Raw genomic sequence first — 25,148 nt, forward strand, 5'->3', positions numbered from 1 at the left:
GGCTTAACCATACAACACCCAATGGGTTTTGAAGTCCCAGATATAGAAAGCGCTTGCGAAAATGCAAACGAGAAACAGCTTGTGCGAATTGGTCTGATTTGTTCCATACAAATCCAGACATTTCCTCCATCCTTGGAGGTCATCCAAATTCGTCTGACGACCATAGCGCTGTGGTCCCACCTGATCCCATGCCGAACTCAGCAGTGAAACACAGTAGCGCCGATGGTAGTGTGGGAGTTCCCATGTGAGAGTAGGTCATCGTCAGGCACCAATTCCTTGATGTGAGAGCGCCAATCAGGCTCTTGCGTCAGGCACCAAATACAGCGTGCTGATATAGCTCAGTTGGTAGAGCGCACCCTTGGTAAGGGTGAGGTCCCCAGTTCGACTCTGGGTATTAGCACCAGATAAAGCACACACCGAAAGATCGGGGCTTTTTTGGTTTTTACGCACCTATCTTTCTGATTCACAGCCAGTCTATTGCCATCCCCCTGTGGCTGCTCTAGTGTGAGTCTCACAAGGAGGAGCCTATGAAGATTGAGATGATCTGCACCGGTGAAGAGGTGCTGTCCGGCCAAATTGTTGATACCAATGCTGCCTGGGTGGCCAACACCCTGATGGAGAGTGGCTATGAACTCAGCCGTAAAACGACGGTCGGCGACAGGCTCGATGACCTGGTGGGGGCGTTCAGAGAGAGCGCTGCCCGGGCGGATCTGGTGATCGTCAACGGTGGCCTGGGGCCAACCAGCGATGATTTGAGTGCCGCCGCCGCGGCCCAGGCCCTGGGAGAACCTCTGGTGATGTTCGATCAGTGGCGCACGGTGATGGAGCAGATGTTTGCTGCCCGGGGCCGCACCATGACCTCAAGCAATCTGAAGCAGGCGATGCTGCCCGCCTCTGCGGTGGTGGTGGATAACCCGGTGGGCACCGCCTGCGGCTTCAGAGTGAAGTTGGACGGCGCCTGGCTGTTCTTCACCCCTGGGGTTCCCCACGAGCTGTTCCGCATGATTAAGGAGCAGTTGCTGCCTTTCCTGGTCGATCTGGACCCCCTAAATGGGGGCACGGTCAGTGTGCATAAACTGCTGACCCTGGGGCAGGCAGAATCTGCCATGGCCAACGACATTGACGATATCCCCATGGCCTGCCCCGATGGCGTGACCATTGGCTATCGCGCCTCCATGCCTCATATCGAGGTGAAGCTGTTCCACCGGGCGCGGGTAGATGAGCCGCAGTGGCAGGCGTATCTTTCTCAGGTGAAGGCGACTCTGGGGGACTCCCTGGTGGGGGAGAATCAGAAGAACATGGGGGAGATCGTCCATCGGCTGATGGTTGAGCGGGGTGAGACCCTGGCCCTGGCCGAATCCTGCACCGGGGGCATGGTGGCGGATCAGCTGGTGACTCTGGCGGGAAGCTCAGCCTATCTGCTGGGCTCTCTGGTGACCTACAGCAACAGTGCCAAGCGCTCACAGTGTGGCGTGAAGACGCAGACCCTCGACCAGTTCGGGGCGGTGTCTCTGGAGACGGTGGTGGAGATGGCTCAGGGGGCCCGCCGGGCGCTTGGCAGCGACTTTGGGATCAGCATCAGTGGCATCGCTGGCCCAGACGGGGGCACAGAGGAGAAACCTGTGGGTACTGTCTGTTTCTGTGTCTGCAGCGATCAGGGCCATTGGAGCCAGACCCTGGCGTTTGGCAGTGGTGGAAACCGCTCCCGTACCCTGGTGCGTAAGCTGTCATCCGCGGTAGCCCTGGATATGCTCAGACGCCACCTTCTGGGGCTCGACCCCATCGCCGACTACCCATTCCTCACACGGGTCGAAGCCCGCCACTCCTAGTTGGTGCCACCCTCCAGGTGGAAGCGAATGATGCCGGGTTCTATGGTGATCTCCCGGCCAAAGCGGCCCAGCAGATCCTGGGCCCAGTCACTCTCATCCAGGGTGTAGATCGGCTGGTTGGCCAGGAACAGTTTCACGGCTGCCAGGCTCTCCTTACCTAAGCGCTCCAGGGGCAGAGTCAGGTCATCTGGATAGGCTTTCACCTCCACCAGAGTCAGATCCTTCAGGTAGATCCCCCGATCTTCCGGCCGGTACCAGGGGGTGGCGGCCAGAGTTGCGGTCAGGGAGGCCCTCAATGGCAGCAGCGGTGTACGGATGACAAACTCCGACAGGGTCGTCACCCGAATCTGCTGCTGATCGTGGCGCCCAATCTCCACATCGATGCGGTTGAGGTTGATTTCGGTATCCAGTGCCGGGATGGGGGAGTGGCGCTCCTCTATGGTGAGTTTCTCCTGGAGATACCCCTCCACCTCCCGCTCATTGAGGGTATAGCTGGTGGCACAGCCGGCCAGGGCCAGGGCCAGCCCCACGGCCGGGACGTATCGCAAATGCCTCATGACTCTCTCCCATAAAAAAGCGGGCCGCAGCCCGCTTGTTTCGTTACCCGGTATTGCGCATACCGGCGGCGATGCCGGCGATGGTGACCATCAGCGCCTGTTTGATGTCGTCCAGCTCCTCCTCCTTGCCTCGACAGCGGCGCAGCAGCTCCGCCTGCAGGAAGTTAAGGGGGTCGATGTAGGGGTGGCGCAGTTCAACGGACTCCCGATTCCAGGGGGTGTGCTCCATCAGAGTCTGCTCCTGGGTCAGTTGCAGCACGGTACGGATGTCCTGCTCCAGCTGGCTGCGCAGTTGATGACCCAGACCATGGAGCTCCTGTGGCACCAGGACCCGGTCGTAGTAGGCGGCCAGGTGGGGCTCCGCCTTGGCGTACACCATCTCCAGCATGGAGAGACGGGTTCGGAAGAAGGGCCAGGACTGGAACATGGCGGTCAGCGTCGGTTGTTCACCGGCGTCGATCGCCTCCTTGAGGCCGGCGCCGGCACCCAGCCAGGCGGGCAACATCAGCCGGTTCTGAGTCCAGGCAAAGATCCACGGGATGGCACGCAGAGATTCCACACCGCCGTCGGCGCGGCGCTTGGCGGGGCGGCTGCCAAGGGGCAGATCCGACAGCTCCTGCTCCGGCGTGGCAGCACGGAAGTAGGGCACAAACTGTGGCTCTTCCCGAACGATGTTGCGATAGGCGGTCACCGAGGTGTCGGCAATGCGATCCATCAGGTCACGCCAGGCCTGCTTGGGCTGCGGCGGGGGCAACAGGGTGGCTTCCAGCACCGCAGAGGTGTAGAGCGCCAGGCTCTGCACCGCCACCTTGGGCAGGCCGAACTTAAAGCGGATCATCTCACCCTGCTCGGTGACTCGCAGTCGACCGTCCACCGAACCAGGGGGCTGAGACAGGATCGCTTCGTGAGCGGGGCCGCCGCCACGACCGATGCTGCCGCCGCGACCGTGGAACAGGGTCAGGGCCACATTCGCTTCCTTACACACCTCGACCAGGGCTTCCTGGGCGCGGTACTGCGCCCAGGAGGCGGCCATTACGCCGGCGTCTTTGGCGGAGTCGGAGTACCCGATCATCACCTGCTGCTTGCCGCGGATGTAACCCAGGTACCAGTCGATGGCCAGCAGCTGCTCGACACAGTTGGCGGCATTTTGCAGATCATCCAGGGTTTCGAACAGGGGGACGATGGGCATGGCAAACTGACAGCCACACTCCTTGAGCAGCAGCGCAACCGCCAACACGTCGGACGGGGCACTGGCCATGGAGATGACGTAGGAACCCAGGGCTTCCGGATGCTGCTGGGCAATAAGCTTGCAGGTGTCCAGCACCTCCCTGGTGTCCTCGGTCGGTGACCAACTGCTGGGCAGCAGAGGGCGACGATTGGCCAGCTCTCTGAGCAGGAACGCCTGTTTCTCCTCCTCCTGCCAGTGCTCGTAGTCGCCGAGGCCCAGATAGCGGGTGATCTCGGCCAGGGCACTGGTGTGGCGGGCGGAGTCCTGACGAATGTCCAGGCGGATCAGGCCAACACCGAAGCAATGCAGGCGGCGCAGGGTGTCCAACAGCAGGCCGTTGGCGATCAGGCGCATTCTGGATTGCAGCAGGCTGTCGTAGATGAGTTGCAGTGGTTCAAGCAACTCGGCCTTGCTGGTGATCTTCTGCTCAGGCTCCAGGTAGGGGGGGTAACCGTCGAGACAGGCGTGTACCTCTTCCAGGTTGATGACCAGCTTGTCTCTCAGCTGTCTCAGGGCAACTCGGTAGGGCTCGTTGGTCTCCCCCGCCAGTTGGCGCAGTTCGTCGGAACACTCCTCCATGGAGAGCTCACTGATCAGGGTTTTGATGTCGGCCAGGTACAGGTTCAGGGCGATTTTGCGATTTTTCAGCAGAACCCTGGAGGTGACCTTGGCGGTAACATTGGGGTTGCCGTCCCGGTCGCCACCCATCCAGCTGGAGAACTTCACCGGTACGGTGTCCGGTGGCAGTTGCACGCCAGCATGGGCTTCCAGGCGATCGTTCACCTGACGCAGGAAATCGGGTACCGCCTGCCACAGGCTGTCTTCAACGGCGGCCCAGCCCCAGCTCGCCTCATCCTCAGGGGTGGGGCGCTGGGTACGAATTTCGTTGGTGTGCCAGATTTGGGCGATCAGCTGGCGCAGGCGAAGCCGCTGCTGCTGAAGTTCCCGTTCGCTGAGCTGGGGGTTTTCCAGTTCGGCCAGACACTCGATGATGGCACTGTATTTGGTGATCAGGGTACGACGGGTCACCTCGGTGGGGTGAGCGGTCAGTACCAGATCGATCTCCAGACGACCCAGCTCTTCCAGCAGCTTCTCGGGCTCAAGCTGGGCCTTGCCGTTGAGCAGTCGACCCAACAGCATGTCCACCGGATCGGGGACGCACACCAGCTGATCGCAATTGCGGGAGATGGTGTGGAACTGTTCCGCCAGGTTGGCCAGGTTCAGAAACTGGTTGAAGGCACGAACAAAGGGAACAAGCTCTTGATCGCTCAGTTGGTCCAATAGCTCCAGCATCTTATGACGTGCACCGGATTCGCGTTTCCTGGAGGCCTTGGAGAGCTGACGAATGGTCTCCACTTTGTCGACGAAACCCTCACCCAAATGGTCGCCGATGGTCTCCCCCAGCAACTGTCCCAACATGCTGATGTTGGCCTTGAGTGGTGCGTTGATGTCGCTCATGGTGATGTTTCCCCTCTGCATAAATACCGCACTGCAATCGATCAAAGTATCACGAATGACCGGGCTCAGATAGTCCGGCCAGTTAGATTAAACAGACGTTTACTCCCCTGATAAGCAAAATTTATTAATGAAGTGGCCAAGCAACCTGGGTGTTGAGGTGAGATATTCCATGGATAGATATTCATCAGGCTGGTGGGCCTGCTCGATGCTTCCCGGCCCCAGTACCAGGGTCTGACAACCCAGTTGGTTGATGTAGGGCGCCTCGGTGGCGTAGTTCACCGCCCGGGCTTCCTCTCCGCACAACTGGCCAGCCAGCTTGAGCAGGGTGTCTTCACCCCGATAGGCAAAGGGTTCTGAGCCTGGGTAGAGGTGGCTGAGGGCGACTGCGTCAGGATAGCGATCGGTAACCGGTTTGAGCGCCTGACGCAGCAGTTGCTCCAGCCGTTCCAGGCTCATCCCTGGCAGGGGGCGCAGATCCAGATTGAGGGTGCAGCAGCCGCAGATGCGATTCACCGCGTCGCCGCCGTGGATGTGTCCCAGGTTGAGGGTGGGATAGGGTACGGAGAACTCCTCCTGACGGAAACTCTGCGCCAGGGTCTGTTTCAGCTGGATAAGCTGAGTAATGATCAGGTTCATTACCTCGATGGCGTTGAGCCCTTTGTCCGGATCCGAGGAGTGGCCACTGCGGCCGGTGACCCGAATGCCCAGGGCGGCATGCCCCTTGTGCATGTGTACCGGCTTGAGTCCTGTGGGTTCGCCAATCAGGGCGTACTCCGGGGAGATGCCGGCACCGGCGGCAAAGGCCTTGGCGCCTGCCATGGTGGTCTCCTCGTCGGCGGTGGCCAGTATATAGAGCGGGCGGGTGAGATTGCCCAGCTCCACAGAGACTGCGGCTTCCAGCACCAGGGCAAAGAACCCCTTCATGTCACAGGTCCCCAGGCCATACCAGCGGTTGTCCCTCTCCTCCAGGGTGAAGGGGTCACGGCTCCAGCGCCCCTCATCGAAGGGCACGGTGTCCGTGTGGCCAGCCAGCAGCAGCCCGCCGGGCAGGTTTGGGCCGATGCGGGCCAGCAGGTTGGCTTTGCCTGGTTGACCCGGCAGGGGCAGCACCTCACATTGAAATCCCAGTTGGCTGAACCAGCCGTGCAGCAACTCGATGACCGGCAGGTTGCTCTGGTCCCATTTGGCGTCCAATGCGCTGATGGAGGGCGTGGCGATCAGTTGCTGGAATCTCTGCTTCAGTTCTGGAATCTTTTTCATAATTAATAATTCAAAAAGGTTGCATAACTATGTCGGGGTGGTAGTCTATCAAGGTCGCAGCCGTTAGACGATAGCCAAGGTTATGAAAATTCAAATCAGGACAGTACATCCCCACCTCCTACGACGACGATAAATTCAGATCGTCGCCGCCCCTGCTGGCGCCTCTTCGCTACCCTTATATTTGCTAGTTAACGGACACAACCTCATGACCACTATAGCTGTAATCGGCGCCACCGGGTATGCCGGTGCCACCCTGGCCAAACTGATTGCCCTGTCGCCAGCCCTGACCCTGGGCGGCCTATATGTTTCTGAAAACAGCCTGGATGCGGGCAAACCGCTGAGTCAGCTCTATCCCGAGATGTTGGGTCTGGTGGACGAGACGGTTCTGGGATTGGGGGCCGAGGCCCTGGCGGACCTGTGCAGCCAATGCGATGGCGTCGCCCTGGCCACCGAACACCTGGTGTCGGCCTCGCTGGTGCCACAACTGCTGCAGGCGGGCTTGTCGGTGTTTGATCTCTCCGGTGGTCACAGGTTCAAGGACGCCAGCATCTATCCCAGCTATTACGGATTCGAGCACCCCCATCCTCAATTGCTGCTGGAGGCGGAGTATGGCCTGGTGGACTGGTACCCTCACACTCTCAAGGGCAGCAAGCTGATTGCCGTGCCCGGTTGTTATCCCACCGCTTCGTTGCTGGGGCTCAAGCCTTTGAAACAATCAGGTTTGTTGCAGGAGTCCTCGATGCCGGTGATCAACGCGGTCAGTGGCGTCAGTGGTGCCGGTCGCAAGGCCCAGCTGACTACCCATCTGTGTGAGGTGAGCCTGACGCCCTACGGCGTCCTGGGCCACAGGCACCAGCCTGAGATTGAGACCTACCTGGGGCAGCAGGTGGTGTTTACCCCCCACCTGGGGAATTTCAAGCGAGGCATCCTGGCCACCATCACCTGCCAGATGAAGCCGGGCACCACAGAGGCGGATGTTGCCCAAGCCTTTGATGTTTATCAGGGCAGTGACAAGGTGAAGCTGATGCCTGCCGGCAGCTGGCCTAAAATCGATGATGTGGCGGGCAGCGATCGCTGTCTGCTGGCGTGGAAGCTGGATCCCCTGCGCAACGTTCTGGTGGTGGCCAGTGCCATCGACAATTTGATGAAGGGGGCTGCCAGTCAGGCCCTTGAGTGCATAAACATTCATTTTGGTCATGAGGTGTATTCATGAAGTTGATGGTGATCAAGGTAGGGGGCGCCCTACTGGAGTGTGATAAGGGGATGACCCGGCTGTTTGACACCCTGACCAAGCTGACCGCTCAGGGCTGGCAGCCCGTGCTGGTGCACGGTGGCGGGGTACTGGTGGAGCAGCAGCTCAGTGCCAATGGCATGGTCTCCACCAAGCATCAGGGACTGCGGGTCACGCCGGAGGAGCAGATGCCCATCGTCGCCGGCGCCCTGGCGGGCATTGCCAACACCAAGCTGGTGGCGGCGGCCAAAGCGTCCGGACTGACCCCTGTAGGGCTGACCCTGGGCGACGGTGACATGGTGACGGCTCAGGTGCTGGATCCCAAGTTGGGGTTCGTTGGCCAGGTGGTGCCCAAGAGCGACGCCCTGCTGTCGGCACTGCTGACTTGCGGCATGTTGCCCATCATCAGTTCCATTGCCGCGGATGACCAGGGGCAGCTGCTTAACGTCAACGCCGACCAGGCGGCCACCGCCGTCTGCCAGCTGCTCAAGGCGCCGCTGACCCTGCTCTCCGATGTGTCCGGTGTGTTGGATGGCAAGGGGCAGTTGATTCCCGAACTGACGCCGGAACTGGCCCAGGAGCTGGTGCGCAGCGGCGTCATCGAGGGCGGAATGAAGGTCAAGGTGGAAGCGGCCCAGGCGGCGGCCCAGACCATTAACAACAAGGTGACGGTGGCCAGTTGGCGCCACCCGGAACAGCTGGCCGGTCTGGTGGATGGCCACAGTGTCGGCACTCAGATCTATCCCAAAGGAGCATAGGATGCAGCATCTGTTAACTCTGAAACATTGGAGCAGCGCCCAGATTGAGGCGGTGCTGGAGAAGGCCCTGACCCTGAAGGCGGACTACACCCCTCACCATGAAGCGCTGAAGGGGAAGAGTGTGGCCACCCTGTTTGAGAAGCCCTCCCTGCGTACCCGGGTGAGTTTCGATGTGGGGATCAATAAGCTGGGTGGCCACGCGGTCTACCTGGATCAGCAGAACGGCGCCCTGGGGCAGCGGGAGTCGGTAAAGGACTTCGCCCAGAACCTGTCGCGCTGGTGCGACGCCATCGTCGCCCGGGTGTTTGATCATGCCACCCTGGAGGAGCTGGCGGCCCACGCCACGGTGCCGGTGGTGAACTCCCTGTGCAACCTCTATCACCCCTGTCAGGCGATGGCGGACATGCTGACCCTGAAGGAGCAGTATGGAAACCTTCAGGGCAAAACCCTGGCCTATGTGGGGGATGGCAACAACGTCACCCATTCGCTGATGATCATCAGCGCCAAGCTGGGAGTGAACATGGTGGTGGTCTGCCCACCCGGCCATTTCCCCGATGGTCAGCAGGTAGTGGAGGCCCAGGCCCTGGCGGCGGAACACGGCACCACCCTGACCCTGAGCAGCGATTTGGCCGCCCTGAAGGGGGTGGATGCCATCTATGCCGATACCTGGATCTCCATGGGGGACAGCACCCCCATCGAGCAGATCAAAGCCAAGTTCGCCCACTACCAGGTGAACGCCAAGATGATGGCCGACAGTGGCGCAAGCTACTTCCTCCACTGTCAGCCAGCCCACCGCGAGGTGGAAGTGACTTCAGAGGTGATGGATTCGGAACAATCCCTGGTGATGGACCAGGCGGAAAACCGGATGCATGCCCAAAACGCCATACTTCTGACCCTGATTTGAGGACCCCCCTATGACAAGTATTAAAAAAGTCGTGCTGGCCTACTCCGGCGGCCTGGACACCTCCGCCATCATCCCCTACCTGAAGGAGCAGTATGACTGCGAGGTGGTCGCCTTCGTGGCCGATGTGGGCCAGGGGGCTGACGAGCTGGAAGGGGTGGAGGAGAAGGCCCTGGCCTCCGGTGCCTCCAGTTGCCACGTGGTGGACCTCAAGGATGAGTTTGTGGCCGACTACATCAACCCCATTCTCAAGACCGGCGCCCTGTATGAGGGCACCTACCTGCTGGGCACCGCCATGGCCCGGCCCATCATCGCCAAGGCCCAGGTGGAGCTGGCGCTGCAAGTGGGGGCCGATGCGGTGTCCCACGGCTGTACCGGCAAGGGCAATGACCAGGTGCGCTTCGAGTCCACCTACGCCGCCCTGGCGCCTCAGCTGAAGGTGATCGCCCCCTGGCGCGACTGGACCATGAAGTCCCGGACCGATCTGCTGAACTACCTGGCCAGCAAGAACATCCCCACCACCGCCAGTGCCGAGAAGATCTACAGCCGGGATGCCAACTGCTGGCACATCTCCCACGAGGGGGGCGAGTTGGAGGATCCTGCCTGTGAGCCTACCGAGCAGGTGTGGACCTGGAGCGTCTCCCCGGAGCAGGCCCCGGATAAGGCTGAGTACGTCACCCTGGCGTTCGAGGCCGGTGTGCTGACCCAGGTCAACGGCGAGGCGATGACCCCCTACAACGCCCTGGTGCTGTTGAACGAGCTGGGTGCCAAGAATGGCGTCGGCCGCATCGACATCGTCGAGAACCGGCTGGTGGGGATGAAGTCCCGTGGCTGCTATGAAACTCCCGGGGGCACCATAGTCAATGCCGCCCTGCGTGGCCTGGAGACCCTGGTGCTGGACAAGTCCGCCTTTAAGTTCCGTGAGCAGGTGGGCCTGGAGTTCTCCCATGTCCTCTATGACGGCCGCTGGTTTACCCCGGTGTCCAAGGCGCTGCTGGCGGCGGCCACCAGCCTGGCCGAGCCCCTGACCGGTGAGATCACCGTCAAGCTGTACAAGGGCCAGGCGGTGGTGGTGAAGCGCTCCAGCCCCAACAGCCTCTACTCCGAAGCCTTCTCCACCTTCGAGGAGGATGAGGTGTACAACCAGAAGCATGCCGAAGGCTTTATCCGGCTGTTCTCCCTCTCCAGCCGGATCTCGGCCCTGCATAAGGAGCAAAACTGATATGGCGCTATGGGGTGGACGGTTCAGCGGCGCAGCAGACAGCCGCTTCAAGCAGTTTAATGACTCCCTGCCGGTGGATTACCGCCTGGTGCAGCAAGACATCACCGGGTCCATCGCCTGGGCCGGTGCCCTGGTGCAGGTGGGAGTGCTCGATGAGTTGGAGCACGGTCAGCTGATCCGTGCCCTGCACCAACTGGCCGAGGAGGTGACCGATGAGCAGATCCTGGCGTCCGGTGCCGAGGATATCCACAGCTTTGTGGAGCAACAGCTGATCGCCAAGGTGGGCGATCTGGGCAAGAAACTGCATACCGGCCGCTCCCGTAACGACCAGGTGGCCACGGATCTCAAGCTGTGGTGCAAGGACCAGGGCCAGGAACTGGTTGAAGCCCTGGTCAAGGCCCAGCAGCAGTTGCTGACCCTGGCAGAGCGGGAAGCGCAGACCGTGTTGCCCGGCTACACCCACCTGCAGCGGGCTCAGCCCATCACCTTCGGCCACTGGTGCCTGTGCTATGTGGAGATGCTGGAGCGGGACCTGACCCGGCTTAAGGACGCCCTGACCCGGCTGGACACCTGCCCCCTGGGCTGTGGCGCCCTGGCGGGCACCGCCTACCCGGTGGATCGTTTCGCCCTGGCGGCGGAGCTGGGGTTCCGGGGGCCGGTGACCAACAGCCTGGACGCGGTCTCCGACCGGGATCACGTGGTGGAGCTGTGCAGCGCCGCCGCCACCTCCATGATGCACCTGTCGCGGATGGCGGAGGACCTGATCTTCTACAACAGCGGTGAAGCGGGCTTCATCGAACTGTCCGACGCGGTGACCTCAGGTTCCTCGCTGATGCCTCAGAAGAAGAACCCTGATGCCCTGGAGCTGATCCGCGGTAAGGCGGGCCGGGTCTACGGTGCGCTGATGGGGATCCTGACCACCATGAAGGCCCTGCCCATGGCGTATAACAAGGATATGCAGGAGGACAAGGAGGGGCTGTTCGACGCCATCGACTCCTGGCTGATGTGTCTGGATATGCTGACCCTGGTGCTGGAAGGGGTGAAGGTGAACAGCCAGCGCACCCTGGCGGCGGCGCAGCAGGGGTATGCCAATGCCACCGAGCTGGCGGACTATCTGGTGGCCAAAGGGATCCCCTTCCGGGAGGCCCACCACATCGTTGGCGAGGTGGTGCTGGGGGCCATCGCCCAGGGCAAGGCCCTGGAAGATTTCACCCTGCAGGAGCTGCAGGAGTACAGCGACACCATCGAATCCGATGTCTACCAGCACCTGACCATCGAGGCGACCCTGGCCAAGCGGGAAGCCCTGGGCGGCACCTCCATCAAGCAGGTGCAGCAGGCCCTGGCGCTGCAGACCGTGTCTCAGATCGAGGTGCCCGCCATCGAGGAGGCCCTGGGAGCCAGTCAGCAGCGGCTCAATGCCCACGTGGCGGAGATGCTGATGGTTCGTCCCGCCCGGCTCTCCGATGTGGACGCCATCACCGGCATCAACGATCACTGGGCGGAGAAGGGGGAAACCCTGCCGCGCAGCCGGGATCAGGTGCTGCGGGACATTCTCGACTTTGCCGTGGCGGAAACCGACGGCCAGGTGGTGGGGTGTGCCTCTCTCTACATCTACGAAACCGGGTTGGCGGAGATGCGCTCCCTGGGGGTCTCCAATGAGCACCAGGGGCATGGTCAGGGCAAGGCCCTGGTGGATTACATGCTGCAACGGGCGCGCGAGCTCGAGTTGCAGCGGGTGATTGTCCTCACCCGGGTGCCCAAGTTCTTTGCCAAGTCCGGCTTCCAGCTGACCGAGATGGAGAGTCTGCCGGAGAAGGTGATGAAGGATTGCGAGCTGTGTCCGCGCAAACACGCCTGTGATGAGGTGGCGATGGAGTACACCTTCTGATTCCGCACCGGATACACAGAAAAGGGGACGCCAATGCGTCCCCTTTTTTATGGCTTAATCCGGATCAGAACAGTTCTTCGGTTTCCTGCTCGAACACCGGCTGCTCGCTCTGCTGAGACTCGGCGTACTCTGTCGGCTCGGTGCCGGCGATGAAGAACTCGAACATGGAGCTGTAGTCGTTACGCCGTGACAGCTTGCCGCTGTCCAGATCGATGCGGGCGGTGACCACCCCTTCCGGCGGCGTGCGGCTCTCGCCGGGAACCCCCTCGAGGTAATGGTACATAAACTGGTTCCAGGCAGGACCCGCGGTCTTGGCGCCGGACTCGGCGCCGGTGATCTGGCCCCGTGGGCCGTAGTTGTCCCAGGCGGTGCGGCCCAGTTCGCGGCTGTGATCGTCGAAGCCCACCCAGGCGGTGGCGACGATGCCCGGGCCGTAGCCGGAGAACCAGGTGTCCCTGGACTCGTTGGTGGTGCCGGTCTTGCCGCCGATGTCCCGGCGCTTGATCAGTTGGGATGCCCGCCAGGCCGTGCCGTTCCAGCCGGTGCCCTTGCTCCAGTCGCCGCCGCCCCAGACCACGCTGCGCAGGGTGTCTTTGATCAGGAAGGCCACCTGGGGTGAGAGGATCGCTGGCGCCAGCTGTCCCTCTGGGATGGGGCAGATCGCCGCCAGGCTGTTCTCCTCGAGCTGGGCGGGGTGCGCCAGGGCCTTCTGACAGTCGCCGCAGGCAATTCTGGGTTGGGACTGATAGAGCACCTGATCCAGGGCGGAGTCCACCCGCTCAATGATGTAGGGGTCCACCTTGAAGCCACCGTTGGCGAAGGTGGCGAAGCCCCGTACCACCTCGAGGGGGGTGGCCACGGCACTGCCCAGGGCCAGGGACTCGTTGCGGGGCAGGTCGTTGCGGCTGAAACCGAACTTCTGCAGCTGGTCGATGGCGCCGTCGATGCCCACATGGCGCAGGGTGCGCACCGCCATGACGTTGACCGACTGGCCCAGCCCCTTGCGTACCCGGGTCGGACCGGTGTAGACGTCTGGCGAGTTCTTCGGGCGCCAGGCGGTGCCCTGGCTGCGATCCCACTGGTTGATGGGGGCGTTGTTCACCAGAGTGGCCAGGGTGTAGCCATTTTCCAGGGCCGCCGAGTAGATGAAGGGCTTGATGTTGGAGCCCAGCTGCCGCTTGGCCTGGGTCACCCGGTTGTACTGGTTGTTGCGAAAATCATAGCCACCGACCAGGGCCTTGATCGCCCCTGAGCCCGGATGCATCGCCACCAGGGCGCTGCTCACTTCCGGCACCTGGGCCAGCGCCAGGTGGTCAGACAGTTGCCTTACCCAGATCAGATCGCCGCGGCTGAGCACCTCAGTGGCGCTCTTGATCGCCGGCCCCTGGCGGGTATCGCTGATGAACTCGCGGGCCCAGTTCAGTCCCTTCCAGGGGATGAGCTTGTGCTGGCCGTCGCCGGTCATCACCCAGGCCTGCTTCTCCTCCACGCCGGTGACCACCGCCGGCAGCAGGTCTTCCACCGGGGTCACGCTGGCCAGCTTCTCCAGGATCTGTTCCCGGGTCCAGGTGGGGTCTGCGGTCCCAGCAGCCTGTGGCTGTGCCTCTGCGCCCTCTTCGTCTGCGGGGGCATCTGGCATCTGCCACAGGGAGGCGATGGGGCCCCGGTAGCCGTGGCGTCGATCGTAGGCGTAGAGGTTATCCCGCACGGACTGCTGAGCCATGCCCTGTGCCTTGGCGCTGATGGTGGTGTACACCTTGTAGCCGCCGGTGTAGGCCTCCTCTTCGCCGTAACGCTGGACCATGAAGTCTCTGGCCATCTCGGCCACATAGGGGGCGCTCAGCTCGATCTCCGCACCATGATAACGGGCGGTGACCGGCTCCAGCCGGGCCAGCTCATACTCCTCTTCGGTGATGGAGCCCACCTCCAGCATCCGTCCCAGCACCACGTTTCGGCGCTTGGTGGCTCGTTGGGGGTTGCGGATGGGATTGGCGGCAGAGGGGGCCTGGGGCAGACCGGCGATCATCGCCATCTGGGCCAGGTCCAGTTCGCCCACCTCCTTGCCGTAGTACACCTGGGCGGCGGCGCCGACCCCATAGGCCCGGTTCCCCAGGAAGCTGCGGTTGAGGTAGAGCTCGAGAATCTGTTCCTTGCTCAGCAGTTGCTCAATCTTCAGGGCGAGGAAGATCTCCTTCACCTTACGGATGTAGGTCTTCTCGCGGGTCAGGAAGAAGTTTCGGGCCACCTGCATGGTGATGGTACTGGCGCCCTGGGCTTTACGCCCGGTGGTGATCAGCACCACGGCGGCGCGGACCACGCCGATGGGGTCCACCCCCTTGTGCTCGAAGAAGCGGGCATCCTCGGTGGCCAGGATGGCATTCACCAGCTGGGCAGGGACATCCTCGTAGCGGACCGGGATGCGGCGCTTTTCACCGAACTGGGAGATCAGCTTGCCATCGACGCTGTAGATGCGCATCGGGGTCTGCAACTGCACCGTTTTCAGGCTGGCGACATCGGGCAGGGTGGGCGCCACCCAGAAGTAGAGTCCGGCGATCCCCGCCACACCCAGGAGTCCACAAACCAGGAATATCCAGAAAATTCGCTTTAACCAGCTCACCAGCCACCTACATCAGGGTTAATTTAAGCCCACCAGTATAACGGCTCGGAGCCGATGCTCAAAAAACAACTAGAGGGAAAATCTGGGCTGAAGCTCAAATATTCGCCGCTGTGCTACGCTCAAGGTACGCAAACGGATTTGCGAAGCAACAGGATAAGCACGGATGTTTTCTCTGTTTTCCCGGTCGACCTCCTCACTGGTGGGGGTCGACATCGGTTCCACACACCTTAAGGCGGTGATGCTGCAGCAGGATGGCAGCGGTTATCGCCTTTCCCTGGCCCACGCCATTCCCATGGAGTCGGACTCCCCTCTGGTGGCCATGTCCCGGCTCAAATCTCTGCTGCCCAAAGGGGCGACCCGGGCGGCGGCTGCAGTCAGCGGCGCCACGGTGATGACCAAGGTGATCACCATGGATGCCACCCTCTCCGATGAGGAGCTGGAGACCCAGATAGAGATCGAGGCGGACAACCTGATTCCCTACCCCCTGGATGAGGTCAACCTGGACTTCGAGCCCGTGGCCAATGCTGCCGAGGCAGGGCCGATGGAGGTGCTGCTCAGTGCCTGTCGCCGGGAGGATGTTCAGTCGCGGGTGGATGCCTTGGCGGAAGCGGGCCTGGTGACCGAGGTGGTGGATGTGGAGGGGTACGCCCTTGGGCGGGCACAGGCCCTGTTGGAGGACGGTCAGCAGGGCGATGTGGCCCTGGTGGAGGTGGGCGCCTGCAAAAGCCTGCTGGCGATCAATCAGGGTGGGGAGACCCGGTTTGTCCGGGAGGTCTCCCTGGCCAGGGGCGGGGCCGATGGGCAGATGCCCTGGGTGGACCAGTTGGCTCAGCAGCTGCAGCGCAGCATCCAGATCTATCTGGGCGGGGCAGAGGGGCGCCGGGTCGAGAGGGTGGTGGTCTGCGGCCACCAGCCAGAGCCGTTGGCTCCTTTGCTGCAGGTGCGCCTGGGGCTGCCCTGTGAATGCGCCCGGGTAAAGTGCATGGAAGGGATGGATCTGATTGAGCCGGCCCAGTTTCTGCTGGCGGCCGGATTGGCGATGCGGGAGGCCCCATGAGCCGCATCAACCTGCTGCCCTGGCGGGAAACCCTGCGCCAGCGCCAGAAGCGCGACTACCTGATGTTGTTGGCCCTGGTGGCCGGCGCCGCCGCAACCCTGGTGTTGGGGGTTCATCTGCTGGTTTCCGTTCAGGTGGAGGCTCAACTGGCCCGGAACCACTATCTGCAGCAGGAGATCGCCAGAGTTGAGGCCAGGATCCGGCAGATGAGTGAGATTGAGCAGCAGAAGAGCGAACTGAATCAGAGGATGGGGTTGATCGTTCGGCTGCAGCAGGAGCGTAATCTGCCGGTGCACTTGCTCAATGAGCTCCACCGGGTGGTGGTGCCCGGAGTGATGTTGACCCGGCTGAGGTTGGAGGGCGGACAGCTGCATCTGTCCGGATATTGTGAGTCCAACAATCAACTGGCGGAGCTGCTGAGAAGAATGGAGGCCTCGCCCTGGCTGATCCGTCCCCGGGTACAACGGGTGCAGGCGGCCGACCAGCAGGCGGTGCGTCGCCACAGCTTCGAGCTGACCCTGGCGATGAAGCGGGAGGTGTCGGGATGACCCTGGAGGAACTGAAGTACCTGGATCTGGAGGGGATAGGTCAATGGCCGCGCCAGGTCAAATGGGCGGTGGCGCTGACTCTGGCCTTCATTGTGGGGGGCCTGGGGGGGCATTTTCTGGTGGGGGAGGATCTCAGCCGGCTCAGGGCTGAACAGCAGCAGGAGCAGCAGCTCAGGCAGGTATTCCGGGACAAGTTTCTGTTTTCCGCCCATCTGGAGCGTCATCAGCAACAGCTGGTGCAGGCCCAGTTGGCCCTGGAGGAGATGCTGGGGATGCTGCCCAAACAGGATGAGATGCCTGGGCTGCTGGATGACATCACCTACCTGGCGACCAGAACCGACCTCAGGATCCTCAGTATCGGCTGGTTGCCGGAGCAGCCCGGCGAACTCTACGTCACCCTGCCGCTCAAGGTGGAGCTCTCCGGCCACTATCCCCAGTTTGGGGAGTTTGCCGCCAGCCTGGCGGCGCTGCCGAGGATCGTCAACCTGCAGGACCTGTCCCTGAGCCGGGGAGAGGCCGGGTTGGCCATTGAACTGGTGGCACGAACCTACAGGCTGGCACCGGATTCCCGGGAGGAGGAGCCATGAAGCGAGGGGTGCTGCTCTGTCTCGGATTGCTGGCGGGCTGTGGGGGTGACCTGACCGATCTGGAAGCCTATGTGCGCCAGGTCCAGGCCAATCCGCCCCCCTTCCAGGGGCAATCCCCCACCATGCCCAGCTTCCATCGGGTGAATTATGAGCCGGGGGGACGCCCCAGCCCCTTCGTGGATGTCGCCCGCCCGGGGTCCGAGGCCAGGGCCGGCCGTCCGGGGTGCCTGGGGCCGCTGCCCGGGCCGGTGCCCCCTCTGGCTCGGGTGGCGTTGGATTCCCTGTCGATGCGCGGCACCCTGATGGAGGATGAGCAGCGCTGGGCCCTGATTCAGAGCAGCGACGGCCGCATTCACAGAGTCAAGGTCGGAGACCGGCTGGGCCTGTTCGGGGGCCGGGTGGAGCGCATCGGTGAGGCCAGTATCGAGCTGACGGAGCGGGTTGAGCAGGGGATGGGATGTTATGTGGAGCGGCAGGCCAGCCTAAGCCTGCCTGAGGGAGAGAGTCTATGAGTCGTGCGGGTGTCTGGCTGATGGGGTTGTGGCTGTGGGTGCTGCCGGTGCAGGGGGCGGAGTTGCTGGAGGTGCGGGCATCAGACCTGCCGGGGAGCCGGTTGTCGCTGTATCTGGTGTTTGACCAGCCTGGCCCGGCACCGCAGATGGTCCTGTCTGAGGAGGGGGCCAGCCTCAGTCTGTGGTTTCCCCAGAGCCGGACGCAACTGACCTCTCAACCGATCCCGGTGGCGGCCCCGGAGGTGACATCCCTGACCGCCCGTAATCAAGGCGAGGGGGTGATGGTGACCCTGGCGCTGGAGCGCAGCGGGCCTTATCGGGGACAGTGGCAGGGCAGTGACTATCTGCTTACCTTTGCCGACCGCTCCATGGTGGCCGCAGCCCTGAAGCAGGAGACGGAGCAGGCGCTGCCGCTGGCCCGGGTTGAGTCGGTCCGTTTCCAGCCCAGGGGCAAGGGGGGGGAGCTGATCCTCAGCCTGGATCGCCCGGCGGGCAAGGCCCAGGTGGCTCAGCAGCCCGGGCGCCTGTCCCTGATTCTGCCTCACAGTCAGCTTCCGCCACAGGCCCAGCGGGTGATGGACCTGTCGGAGCTGGGCACCCTGGTGCGCAGCTTTGAAACCTTCAGTGAGCCGATGCAGACCCGGGTGGTGCTGCAACTGGATGGGGATCTGGCCAGCAGTGAACAGCGCCGGGGGAACCAGCTGGTGCTGTCTCTGACTCCGACAACCTCGTCCAAGGCTCCCCGGGGGTTTCGTGGCGATCGCATCTCCCTCAATTTCCAGGATGTCCCGGTGCGCAGTGTGCTGCAGATCCTGGCGGAACATAAACAGCTCAATCTGATCACCAGCGATTCGGTGGATGGCAACCTGACCCTGAGGCTGGACTCGGTGCCCTGGGATCAGGCTCTGGCGTTGGTGCTCAAGGTCCGGAGTCTGGCCAGCCGCCGTGAAGGCAATGTGCTGTTGGTGGCGCCCCGGGAGGAACTGGCAGCCCAGAAGCAGGCGGAGCTGCAACTGCAGCAGGAGGCCCAGCAACTGGCATCGCTGGTTTCCCGTCATTACAAGATCAACTACGCCAAGGCCGACGATATCGCCAATCTGCTTCGCGGAGAGTCGGGCAGCAACCGCCTGCTCAGTGATCGCGGTTCGGCCACCGTGGATGAACGCACCAACATTTTGTTGCTGCAGGACACGCCCCGCCGGCTGGCAGAGGTGGAAGCCCTGATTCAGGTGCTGGATGTGCCAGTTCGTCAGGTGGTGATTGAATCCAGGATGGTGAACGTCCGCGACAATGTGGACAGTGAGCTGGGGATCCGCTGGGGGGTCTCCTCCGGCCAGAGTGACGGCTCGGTGTCCGGCTCCATCGAAGGCAACGACAGCATCAGGCAGGGGGTGGTGCCGGCCATCGGTGATCGCCTCAACATCAACCTGCCTGCTGTGAGCAGCAACGCCTCCAGCTTCGCCTTCCAGGTGGCCAATCTGGGTGATGAGTTCATCCTGGACCTGGAGTTGTCCGCCCTGGAGGCGGAGGATAAGGGGGAGATCATCGCCAGTCCGCGCCTGACCACTTCCAACCAGTACACCGCCTTTATCGAGCAGGGGGAGGAGATCCCCTACGAGGAGAGCACCTCCAGCGGCGCCACCTCCATCGCCTTCAAGAAGGCGGTGCTCAGTTTGACCGTCACCCCCAGAATCACTTCCGACGACAAGGTGGTGCTGGACCTGCTGGTCACCCAGGACACCCGGGGGCGGGAGAGTTCCACCGGGGAGGTGGGGATCAATACCCAGAGAATCTCCACCCAGGTGCTGGCAAAAAATGGTGAAACCGTGGTCCTGGGCGGGATTTTTCAGCAACAGGAGCTGAAGACAGTCAGCAAGGTTCCGGTGCTGGGAGACATCCCCTACGCGGGCTGGTTGTTCCGCAATACCCGCAATACCGCCATCAAGTCTGAGCTGCTGATTTTCGTCACTCCGAGGATAGTAGTGGAGAGCTTTTAACCTGAGCCGCCACCATAGCGGGCACCTCTATTGCCTTCACCGGGCCTTCCTTGCGATAATCGTCCACCAAATTTATGTCACAGTGGTGTTTTAAAGCCATCTGCTGATGGTCGACTAATTGAAGATTTGAGTATTTAGACGTAGAAAATGGCTGAAAAAAGAAACATTTTCCTTGTGGGACCCATGGGTGCAGGCAAGAGTACTATTGGCCGTCACCTGGCCGGAATGCTGCATCTGGACTTCTATGACTCCGATCAGGAGATCGAGGCACGCAGTGGCGCCGACATCGCCTGGGTGTTCGATGTAGAAGGCGAAGAGGGCTTCCGCGTCCGTGAAGCACGTGTTATCGAAGAGCTGACCGAGAAGCAGGGCATTGTCCTGGCGACCGGTGGCGGCTCCGTAAACAGTAAGGAAATCCGCAACCGCCTGTCCGCCCGTGGTATTGTGGTCTATCTGGAGACCACCATCGACAAGCAGGTTGCCCGTACCCAGCGTGATAAGCGCCGTCCTCTGCTGCAAGTGGACGATCCACGTCAGGTGCTGGAAGATCTGGCGGAAGAGCGCAACCCCCTGTACCAGGAGATTGCCGACATCGTTATCCGCACCGATGACCAGAGTGCCAAAGTGGTGGCCAGCCAGATCGTAGAGAAGCTCGGCTTCTAAGGTTTGCTTATTTCGGGGGATGCATGGAACAGATTCAGGTTGACCTGGGGGCGCGTAGCTACCCCATTATGATCGCCGAGGGGGTGCTGACTCAGCCCGCCCTGTTCCAGCCCTACGTCGAAGGCCGCCGCCTGTTGGTGGTCAGCAACGATGTGGTGGGCCCCCTCTACCTCTCTGTCCTGACTGAGACTCTCGGTCAGGCCGGTGCCCAGGTGGAATCTCTGGTGCTGCCCGACGGTGAGCAGCACAAGAACCTGGAGCACCTGAACGCCATCTTTACCCGCCTGCTGGAGGCCAATTTTGGCCGGGACACCCTGCTGGTGGCCCTGGGGGGCGGTGTGATCGGCGATATGGTGGGCTTTGCCGCCGCCTGTTACCAGCGCGGTGTGCCCTTCCTGCAGGTGCCCACCACCCTGCTGTCGCAGGTGGACTCCTCCGTGGGCGGCAAGACGGCCATCAACCACACTCTTGCCAAGAATATGATCGGTGCCTTCCACCAGCCCCAGGCGGTGTTCATCGACACCCGGTGTCTCTCCACTCTGCCGGAGCGGGAGTTTGCTGCCGGGATGGCGGAGGTGATCAAGTACGGCATCATCTGGGATACCCCCTTCTTCGACGAGCTGGAGCAGAATGTGGACGCCTTGCGTGCCCTGGCGCCAACCGGGATAGCCCGCATCATTGCCCGCTGCTGCGAAATCAAAGCGGAGGTGGTGGCCGAGGATGAGACCGAGCGTGGGGTGCGTGCCCTGCTCAATCTGGGACACACCTTTGGCCACGCCATCGAAGCGGATCAGGGCTATGGCGTCTGGTTGCACGGTGAGGCGGTGGCCGCCGGTACCGTCATGGCCGCCAGGCTGGCCCACAGCCGCAATCAGATGACCGCCGAGGAGCTGGATCGCATCATCGCCATCCACCAGGCCTATGGTCTGCCGGTGGTGCCCCCTGCCGAGATGACCCTGGAGCGTTTCCTGGCCCCGATGCAGAAGGACAAAAAGGTGGTGGCGGGTACCCTGAGATTTGTGCTGCCTCGCCATATCGGTGAGGCGGAGCTGGTGGCGGACGTCACCCAGGACGAACTTGCCGCCCTTATCGCCGCCGATGAGTGATACCGCCCCCTCTCTGCTTCCCAGCCAGCAGGTGCTGCTGGAGCGATTGAAGTACCTGATTGAATACGGTGATCACGCCATCCTGCTTCACGGTAAGCCGGGTGTGGGCAAGAGTACCCTGGCCCAGGCGTTGCTGGGCACCAGCGAAGGTTTTAACCAGGGGATGGTGCTCTGTCCTGTCCAGGCGGATCCCGCCCAGTTGCGGGTGGATATCCTCCATCAGCTGTTTACCGATCCCCTGTTTGACCCCCATGAGCCACTGATCGACAGCTTCGAGCGTCTGCTGAAAGAGAGCGAGCAGCGGCTGTTGCTGGTGATCGATGATGCCCACTGCCTGCCCCAGGTGATTTTGGCGGAACTGCTGGCGATGTTGCTGGAGCAGGGGGAGCGACGCTGGCGGCTGACGCTGATCCTGGTGTCCCAGCCTAAGCTGGTGCAGCACCTGCTGGCGGAGCTGCCGACCGAGTGTCAGCAGCACCTGCTGCCGATCACCATTGATCCCCTCTCATTGAGCGAGCAGAAACAGCTCTATCGGGCCCTGACCGCCGATCGTCCCCTGTCCCGTTTTATCAACCAGCTGGGCATCGAGCCTCTGTTGCAGAAATCCGACGGCAGTGCCCAGGCGGTGGTGGACCTGGTGACGGGCAAGGGTGAGGAGACCCCGGCCAAGGCCGGTCTGCTGCGGCACCGAAGCTTGATCCTGGCCCTGCTGGGTGTGGTGGCTGCCCTGGCGGTGTGGATTGCGGTGGACCCGCTTGGGCCTGAGTTGCAGCAGGACGCCCAGGGGCGCTCCGACAGCGTGCGCCTGGTGGAGGTGGCGCCAGGGCTGGCCGGGCCGGAATCGGCTCAGCCGGAGGCGGTAACCGAGACTCGGCCCGACTCGCCACGGGACAATGGCGACGAGTTGGGGCTGGCCGGTGAGTGGCAGGCGATCAACACGCCTCAACCCAGGCCGGCGCCCCAGCCCGAGGATCCCCTGCTGCGATCCGCCCGGGAGGGGCTGGTGGACCTCGAGCAGCAACTGGCGGCCAAGCAGGCGGTGGAGAACCCGCCGCAACAGCCGCCAGAGCCCCAGGCGGAGCCAGCCGAGCCACAACCTGAGCGTAAAACCAGGTCGGCGCCTGAGGCAAAACCGCTGCCACTGGCGGAGCAACCTCTGATGGCACGCCCCGGAGACAGCTACACGCTGCAGTTGGCGGTTTACTCCTACCCCAGCCTGGCGGCTCAGTATCTGAAGCAACTGCCTCTGAAGCAGGGCCTGGCCCTCTACGTCAACAACCGCCAGCCCCGCCCCTGGCATGTGGTGGTCTACGGCGGTTTCGAGAGCAAGGCGGCGGCTCAGGCGGCGGTCTCCTCCCTACCGGACGCGATCCGAAACAACAGTCCCTATGTCAAACCGATGCAAGACGTGCAAAAGGAGTTGGTAGAGCAACTCGATTTAGCTGCGTTTTTATCGGAGTGACGGTAGAATCCTATCTTTTCCACGGTGGTCGGCGAGCCAATGACAAAGAAAACAAGGGCTTTTTTGAAATGGGCAGGGGGCAAGTTTGCCCTGGTCGAGGAGATCGCCCGCCGTCTGCCGGATGCCGACAGACTGGTAGAGCCCTTTGTGGGAGCCGGCTCGGTGTTCATCAACACCGATTACCCCTCCTACCTGCTGAGCGACATCAACCCGGATCTGATCAACCTGTATCAGACCCTCAAGCACGATGCGGATCACTACATCCGTGAGTCCAGGAAGATGTTTGTACCCGAGTGGAACGACAAGGAGGCCTACTACAAGGCCCGTCAGAGGTTTAACGACACCAACGATCAGTTCGAGCGGGCGGTGCTGTTTCTCTACATGAACCGCCATGGCTATAACGGTCTGTGTCGTTACAACAAGAAGGGCGGGTTTAATGTGCCCTTTGGCTCCTACAAGCGCCCCTACTTCCCTCAGAAGGAGATGGAGTTCTTTGCCGAAAAGGCCCAGCGCGCCACCTTCCTGTGTGCGGATTACCACACCACCTTCGCCCAGGTTCAGACCGGGGACGCGGTCTACTGCGATCCTCCGTATCTGCCTCTCTCCAGCACGGCCAGCTTCACCAGCTACGCCAGTGGCGGCTTCAATATGGAGGCCCAGCATACCCTGGCCGAGTGCGCCAGAGAGGCGGCATTCAAAGGGGCCAGCGTACTGATCAGCAACCACGACACCCAGGATGCCCGTAAGATCTACCATCAGGCGGATCGCCAGGAGTTCCTGATGGTCAAGCGCACCATCAGCCAGAAGGGCAACGGTCGTAAGAAGGTCAATGAGATCTTCGCCGGCTATGGGGCCAGTCGCTGAAGCCGCGTCTGGCGGGTCAGCCCCAAGGGAGACACCGGTCTTAGAGGGCCAGCACCCAGTTCACCAGGGCGATCAGCCCCAGCACAAACAGACTCACCAGCAGGATACCGGTCAGGATAAAGGGCAGGGGAGAGGAGTGACTGAAGTCCCGCTGACGGTTGGCTTCACTCTGAACGCCGAACAGGGCCGCCAGGACGCTGGCGACCACCTTCATCGGGCTCACTGTTGGTCCATGAAGGCGTTTTGTTTCTCCTGCTTGTCATCGTGGGTGGCACGATACAGCAGTTCCAGAAGATCGATGAAGTGATACTGGCTTGAGCCGCTGCTGCCCACCAGCCAGGTACGCCACTTAATGGAGGCGATCTCGGTGTGGTCGCAGTCTAGGCCACATTGATGCAGGTTCCAGGCAACCGTGCCTCCCAGCGGAAGCGACAGGGCCAACGCGAACAGCCAAATTTTCCTTTTTTTCAGCATGATGACGTATTCCTGGAACACACAAGTTTCTTGAGTATAACAGTGAGATGAGAAATTGAACAGCCCCGCAACAAGCGGGGCTGTGATCTCCATCGCTGAGACCAAATGCGCTAAAAAACTCGACCAATTCTGCCGTTTAGCGCAGTCGCTATCAGAAGTAGACCGACACACCCACCAGGTAGGCCTCGTCCTCCTCTTCGTGGTGGGCAATGCCACCGTAGAGATCGACGTTGTCGTTGAGGCTGTAGTTCAGGGTGGCCATCAGGTCGTAGGCACCGTCACCTTTGTCGGGCTCGGCGTAGCCGCCGTGCAGGCTCAGGGTCAGTGGCTCGGTCAGGCTGATGTCGTAGTTGGCTTCACCGTACCAGGACTCCAGAGTCTGGTCGTAGTGCAGGGCAGTGCCGATGCCGTAGAGATCCAGGCCCAGGTGCCACTCGGTAGTGTGGCCGCCCACATCGGCGTAGTAGTAGCGCACGCCGCCAATGTCGACACTGACGTCGTCACTCAGGTTGAAGCTGTAACCGGCGTACCAGTCTACCTCGATCTCGGAGTCGCCGCCGTTGTCGTAACTGGACGCCCAGATACCTGCGTAGAGGCCGCTATTGTGGGCATAATCCACACCGCCCTGGATCGCCGGATCGTCATCGGACAGGGTGACGCCACGGAAGATGTAGTTGCTCACCAGGCTGGCGTTAAAGCTCACCTCATGGCCACCTTCGAACTCAGCAGCGGATACGGAAGTTGAAGCCAGAACCAGTGCGGCAATGGCGGAAGTTTTGAACAGAGTTTTCATGTGTCCAGACCCTTATTAATTAACCGGCGGATTTTGCCATATAAAACGTAAAAAGGAGTCGGACCTGGGGGGGTCTTTTTGAAACTAATCACTTTTGGCGCCCTTGGCAAGGTATTTGCCGCTTGGGTCGCGTCCC

The 25,148-nt window shown here is 61.8% G+C and carries 22 protein-coding genes, 1 tRNA gene and 1 rRNA gene; 17 read left to right on the forward strand and 7 right to left on the reverse strand.

From position 1 onward, the window contains the following. Window positions 1-152: 152 nt before the first annotated feature. From rrf to G505_RS0111280, 3 genes are all read left to right on the forward strand, one after another. Window positions 153-267 (forward strand): 5S ribosomal RNA (gene rrf, locus G505_RS0111270). A gap of 60 nt (window positions 268-327) precedes the next feature. After that, window positions 328-403: transfer RNA gene (locus G505_RS0111275), tRNA-Thr, on the forward strand. Window positions 404-527: 124 nt separating this feature from the next. Continuing rightward, the gene (locus G505_RS0111280; RefSeq protein WP_028109644.1) at window positions 528-1,829 is read left to right on the forward strand and encodes a CinA family nicotinamide mononucleotide deamidase-related protein; all 1,302 of its coding nucleotides are present in this window, start codon (window positions 528-530) and stop codon (window positions 1,827-1,829) included. Here G505_RS0111280 and G505_RS0111285 read toward each other — a convergent pair. The 3 genes from G505_RS0111285 to argE all read right to left on the reverse strand — a co-directional run bounded on the left by G505_RS0111285 (window position 1,826) and on the right by argE (window position 6,332). Further along, window positions 1,826-2,386 carry a YceB family lipoprotein gene (locus G505_RS0111285; protein WP_028109645.1) on the reverse strand — a complete coding sequence of 187 codons (561 nt, stop codon included), beginning with the start codon at window positions 2,384-2,386 and terminating at the stop codon, window positions 1,826-1,828. The genes G505_RS0111280 and G505_RS0111285 overlap by 4 nt on opposite strands. A 43-nt stretch (window positions 2,387-2,429) precedes the next feature. Continuing rightward, window positions 2,430-5,072 carry a phosphoenolpyruvate carboxylase gene (ppc, locus tag G505_RS0111290; RefSeq protein ID WP_028109646.1) on the reverse strand — a complete coding sequence of 881 codons (2,643 nt, stop codon included), beginning with the start codon at window positions 5,070-5,072 and terminating at the stop codon, window positions 2,430-2,432. 99 nt (window positions 5,073-5,171) lie between these two features. Then, window positions 5,172-6,332 (reverse strand): acetylornithine deacetylase, encoded by a 1,161-nt coding sequence (gene argE / locus G505_RS0111295; RefSeq protein ID WP_028109647.1) that lies wholly within the window; start codon window positions 6,330-6,332, stop codon window positions 5,172-5,174. 205 nt (window positions 6,333-6,537) lie between these two features. On the opposite strand from argE, the gene argC reads away from it, so the two are divergent. The 5 genes from argC to argH are packed head-to-tail and all read left to right on the forward strand — an operon-like array spanning window position 6,538 to window position 12,332. Then, window positions 6,538-7,545, forward strand: coding sequence for an N-acetyl-gamma-glutamyl-phosphate reductase (gene argC, locus G505_RS0111300; RefSeq protein WP_028109648.1), 1,008 nt, complete (start codon window positions 6,538-6,540; stop codon window positions 7,543-7,545). Beyond that, the gene (gene argB / locus G505_RS0111305) at window positions 7,542-8,321 is read left to right on the forward strand and encodes an acetylglutamate kinase (RefSeq protein WP_028109649.1); all 780 of its coding nucleotides are present in this window, start codon (window positions 7,542-7,544) and stop codon (window positions 8,319-8,321) included. The genes argC and argB overlap by 4 nt, the downstream gene beginning before the upstream one ends. 1 nt (window position 8,322) lies before the next feature. Continuing rightward, on the forward strand, window positions 8,323-9,225 hold the full coding sequence (locus G505_RS0111310) for an ornithine carbamoyltransferase (RefSeq protein ID WP_028109650.1): 903 nt from the start codon (window positions 8,323-8,325) through the stop codon (window positions 9,223-9,225). Window positions 9,226-9,235: 10 nt separating this feature from the next. Continuing rightward, window positions 9,236-10,444, forward strand: coding sequence for an argininosuccinate synthase (locus tag G505_RS0111315; protein WP_028109651.1), 1,209 nt, complete (start codon window positions 9,236-9,238; stop codon window positions 10,442-10,444). Between the two features lies 1 nt (window position 10,445). Continuing rightward, window positions 10,446-12,332 (forward strand): argininosuccinate lyase, encoded by a 1,887-nt coding sequence (gene argH / locus G505_RS0111320; RefSeq protein WP_028109652.1) that lies wholly within the window; start codon window positions 10,446-10,448, stop codon window positions 12,330-12,332. Between the two features lie 64 nt (window positions 12,333-12,396). Here argH and G505_RS0111325 read toward each other — a convergent pair whose 3' ends face one another. Continuing rightward, the gene (locus G505_RS0111325) at window positions 12,397-14,949 is read right to left on the reverse strand and encodes a penicillin-binding protein 1A (RefSeq protein WP_028109653.1); all 2,553 of its coding nucleotides are present in this window, start codon (window positions 14,947-14,949) and stop codon (window positions 12,397-12,399) included. 163 nt (window positions 14,950-15,112) lie between these two features. Here G505_RS0111325 and pilM point away from each other — a divergent pair, with 163 nt between their 5' ends. The 9 genes from pilM to G505_RS0111370 all read left to right on the forward strand — a co-directional run bounded on the left by pilM (window position 15,113) and on the right by G505_RS0111370 (window position 23,745). Beyond that, on the forward strand, window positions 15,113-16,006 hold the full coding sequence (pilM, locus tag G505_RS21370) for a type IV pilus biogenesis protein PilM (RefSeq protein ID WP_051216112.1): 894 nt from the start codon (window positions 15,113-15,115) through the stop codon (window positions 16,004-16,006). Further along, on the forward strand, window positions 16,003-16,554 hold the full coding sequence (locus G505_RS21375) for a PilN domain-containing protein (RefSeq protein WP_035385344.1): 552 nt from the start codon (window positions 16,003-16,005) through the stop codon (window positions 16,552-16,554). The genes pilM and G505_RS21375 overlap by 4 nt, the downstream gene beginning before the upstream one ends. Then, a complete protein-coding gene (locus G505_RS0111340; RefSeq protein ID WP_028109654.1) occupies window positions 16,551-17,141 on the forward strand; it encodes a type IV pilus inner membrane component PilO in 591 nt (196 codons plus the stop codon). Before G505_RS21375 ends, G505_RS0111340 begins: the two co-directional genes overlap by 4 nt. Next, window positions 17,138-17,653, forward strand: a complete 516-nt coding sequence (locus G505_RS0111345; protein ID WP_028109655.1) for a pilus assembly protein PilP — start codon at window positions 17,138-17,140, stop codon at window positions 17,651-17,653. Before G505_RS0111340 ends, G505_RS0111345 begins: the two co-directional genes overlap by 4 nt. Next, on the forward strand, window positions 17,650-19,650 hold the full coding sequence (locus G505_RS21380; protein WP_035385345.1) for a type IV pilus secretin PilQ: 2,001 nt from the start codon (window positions 17,650-17,652) through the stop codon (window positions 19,648-19,650). Before G505_RS0111345 ends, G505_RS21380 begins: the two co-directional genes overlap by 4 nt. Before the next feature lie 147 nt (window positions 19,651-19,797). Beyond that, window positions 19,798-20,313, forward strand: coding sequence for a shikimate kinase AroK (gene aroK, locus G505_RS0111355; protein ID WP_028109656.1), 516 nt, complete (start codon window positions 19,798-19,800; stop codon window positions 20,311-20,313). A gap of 23 nt (window positions 20,314-20,336) precedes the next feature. After that, a complete protein-coding gene (gene aroB, locus G505_RS0111360; protein WP_028109657.1) occupies window positions 20,337-21,419 on the forward strand; it encodes a 3-dehydroquinate synthase in 1,083 nt (360 codons plus the stop codon). After that, window positions 21,412-22,881, forward strand: a complete 1,470-nt coding sequence (locus G505_RS0111365; RefSeq protein ID WP_028109658.1) for an SPOR domain-containing protein — start codon at window positions 21,412-21,414, stop codon at window positions 22,879-22,881. Before aroB ends, G505_RS0111365 begins: the two co-directional genes overlap by 8 nt. Before the next feature lie 39 nt (window positions 22,882-22,920). After that, window positions 22,921-23,745, forward strand: coding sequence for a Dam family site-specific DNA-(adenine-N6)-methyltransferase (locus G505_RS0111370; RefSeq protein WP_028109659.1), 825 nt, complete (start codon window positions 22,921-22,923; stop codon window positions 23,743-23,745). Window positions 23,746-23,785: 40 nt separating this feature from the next. Here the strand turns inward: G505_RS0111370 and G505_RS22750 are convergent, their stop codons facing one another. The 3 genes from G505_RS22750 to G505_RS22470 form a co-directional block, all read right to left on the reverse strand. After that, window positions 23,786-23,959, reverse strand: coding sequence for a DUF2970 domain-containing protein (locus tag G505_RS22750; RefSeq protein ID WP_084643960.1), 174 nt, complete (start codon window positions 23,957-23,959; stop codon window positions 23,786-23,788). A gap of 5 nt (window positions 23,960-23,964) precedes the next feature. Beyond that, entirely contained in the window at window positions 23,965-24,219 is a 255-nt protein-coding gene (locus tag G505_RS21385) for a hypothetical protein (protein ID WP_035385346.1), read from the reverse strand. A gap of 151 nt (window positions 24,220-24,370) precedes the next feature. Further along, on the reverse strand, window positions 24,371-25,012 hold the full coding sequence (locus G505_RS22470; protein WP_051216114.1) for a TorF family putative porin: 642 nt from the start codon (window positions 25,010-25,012) through the stop codon (window positions 24,371-24,373). Window positions 25,013-25,148 lie beyond the last annotated feature (136 nt).

Origin of the sequence: Ferrimonas futtsuensis DSM 18154, assembly GCF_000422645.1 — a bacterium.
Classification (GTDB): Bacteria; Pseudomonadota; Gammaproteobacteria; order Enterobacterales; family Shewanellaceae; genus Ferrimonas; species Ferrimonas futtsuensis.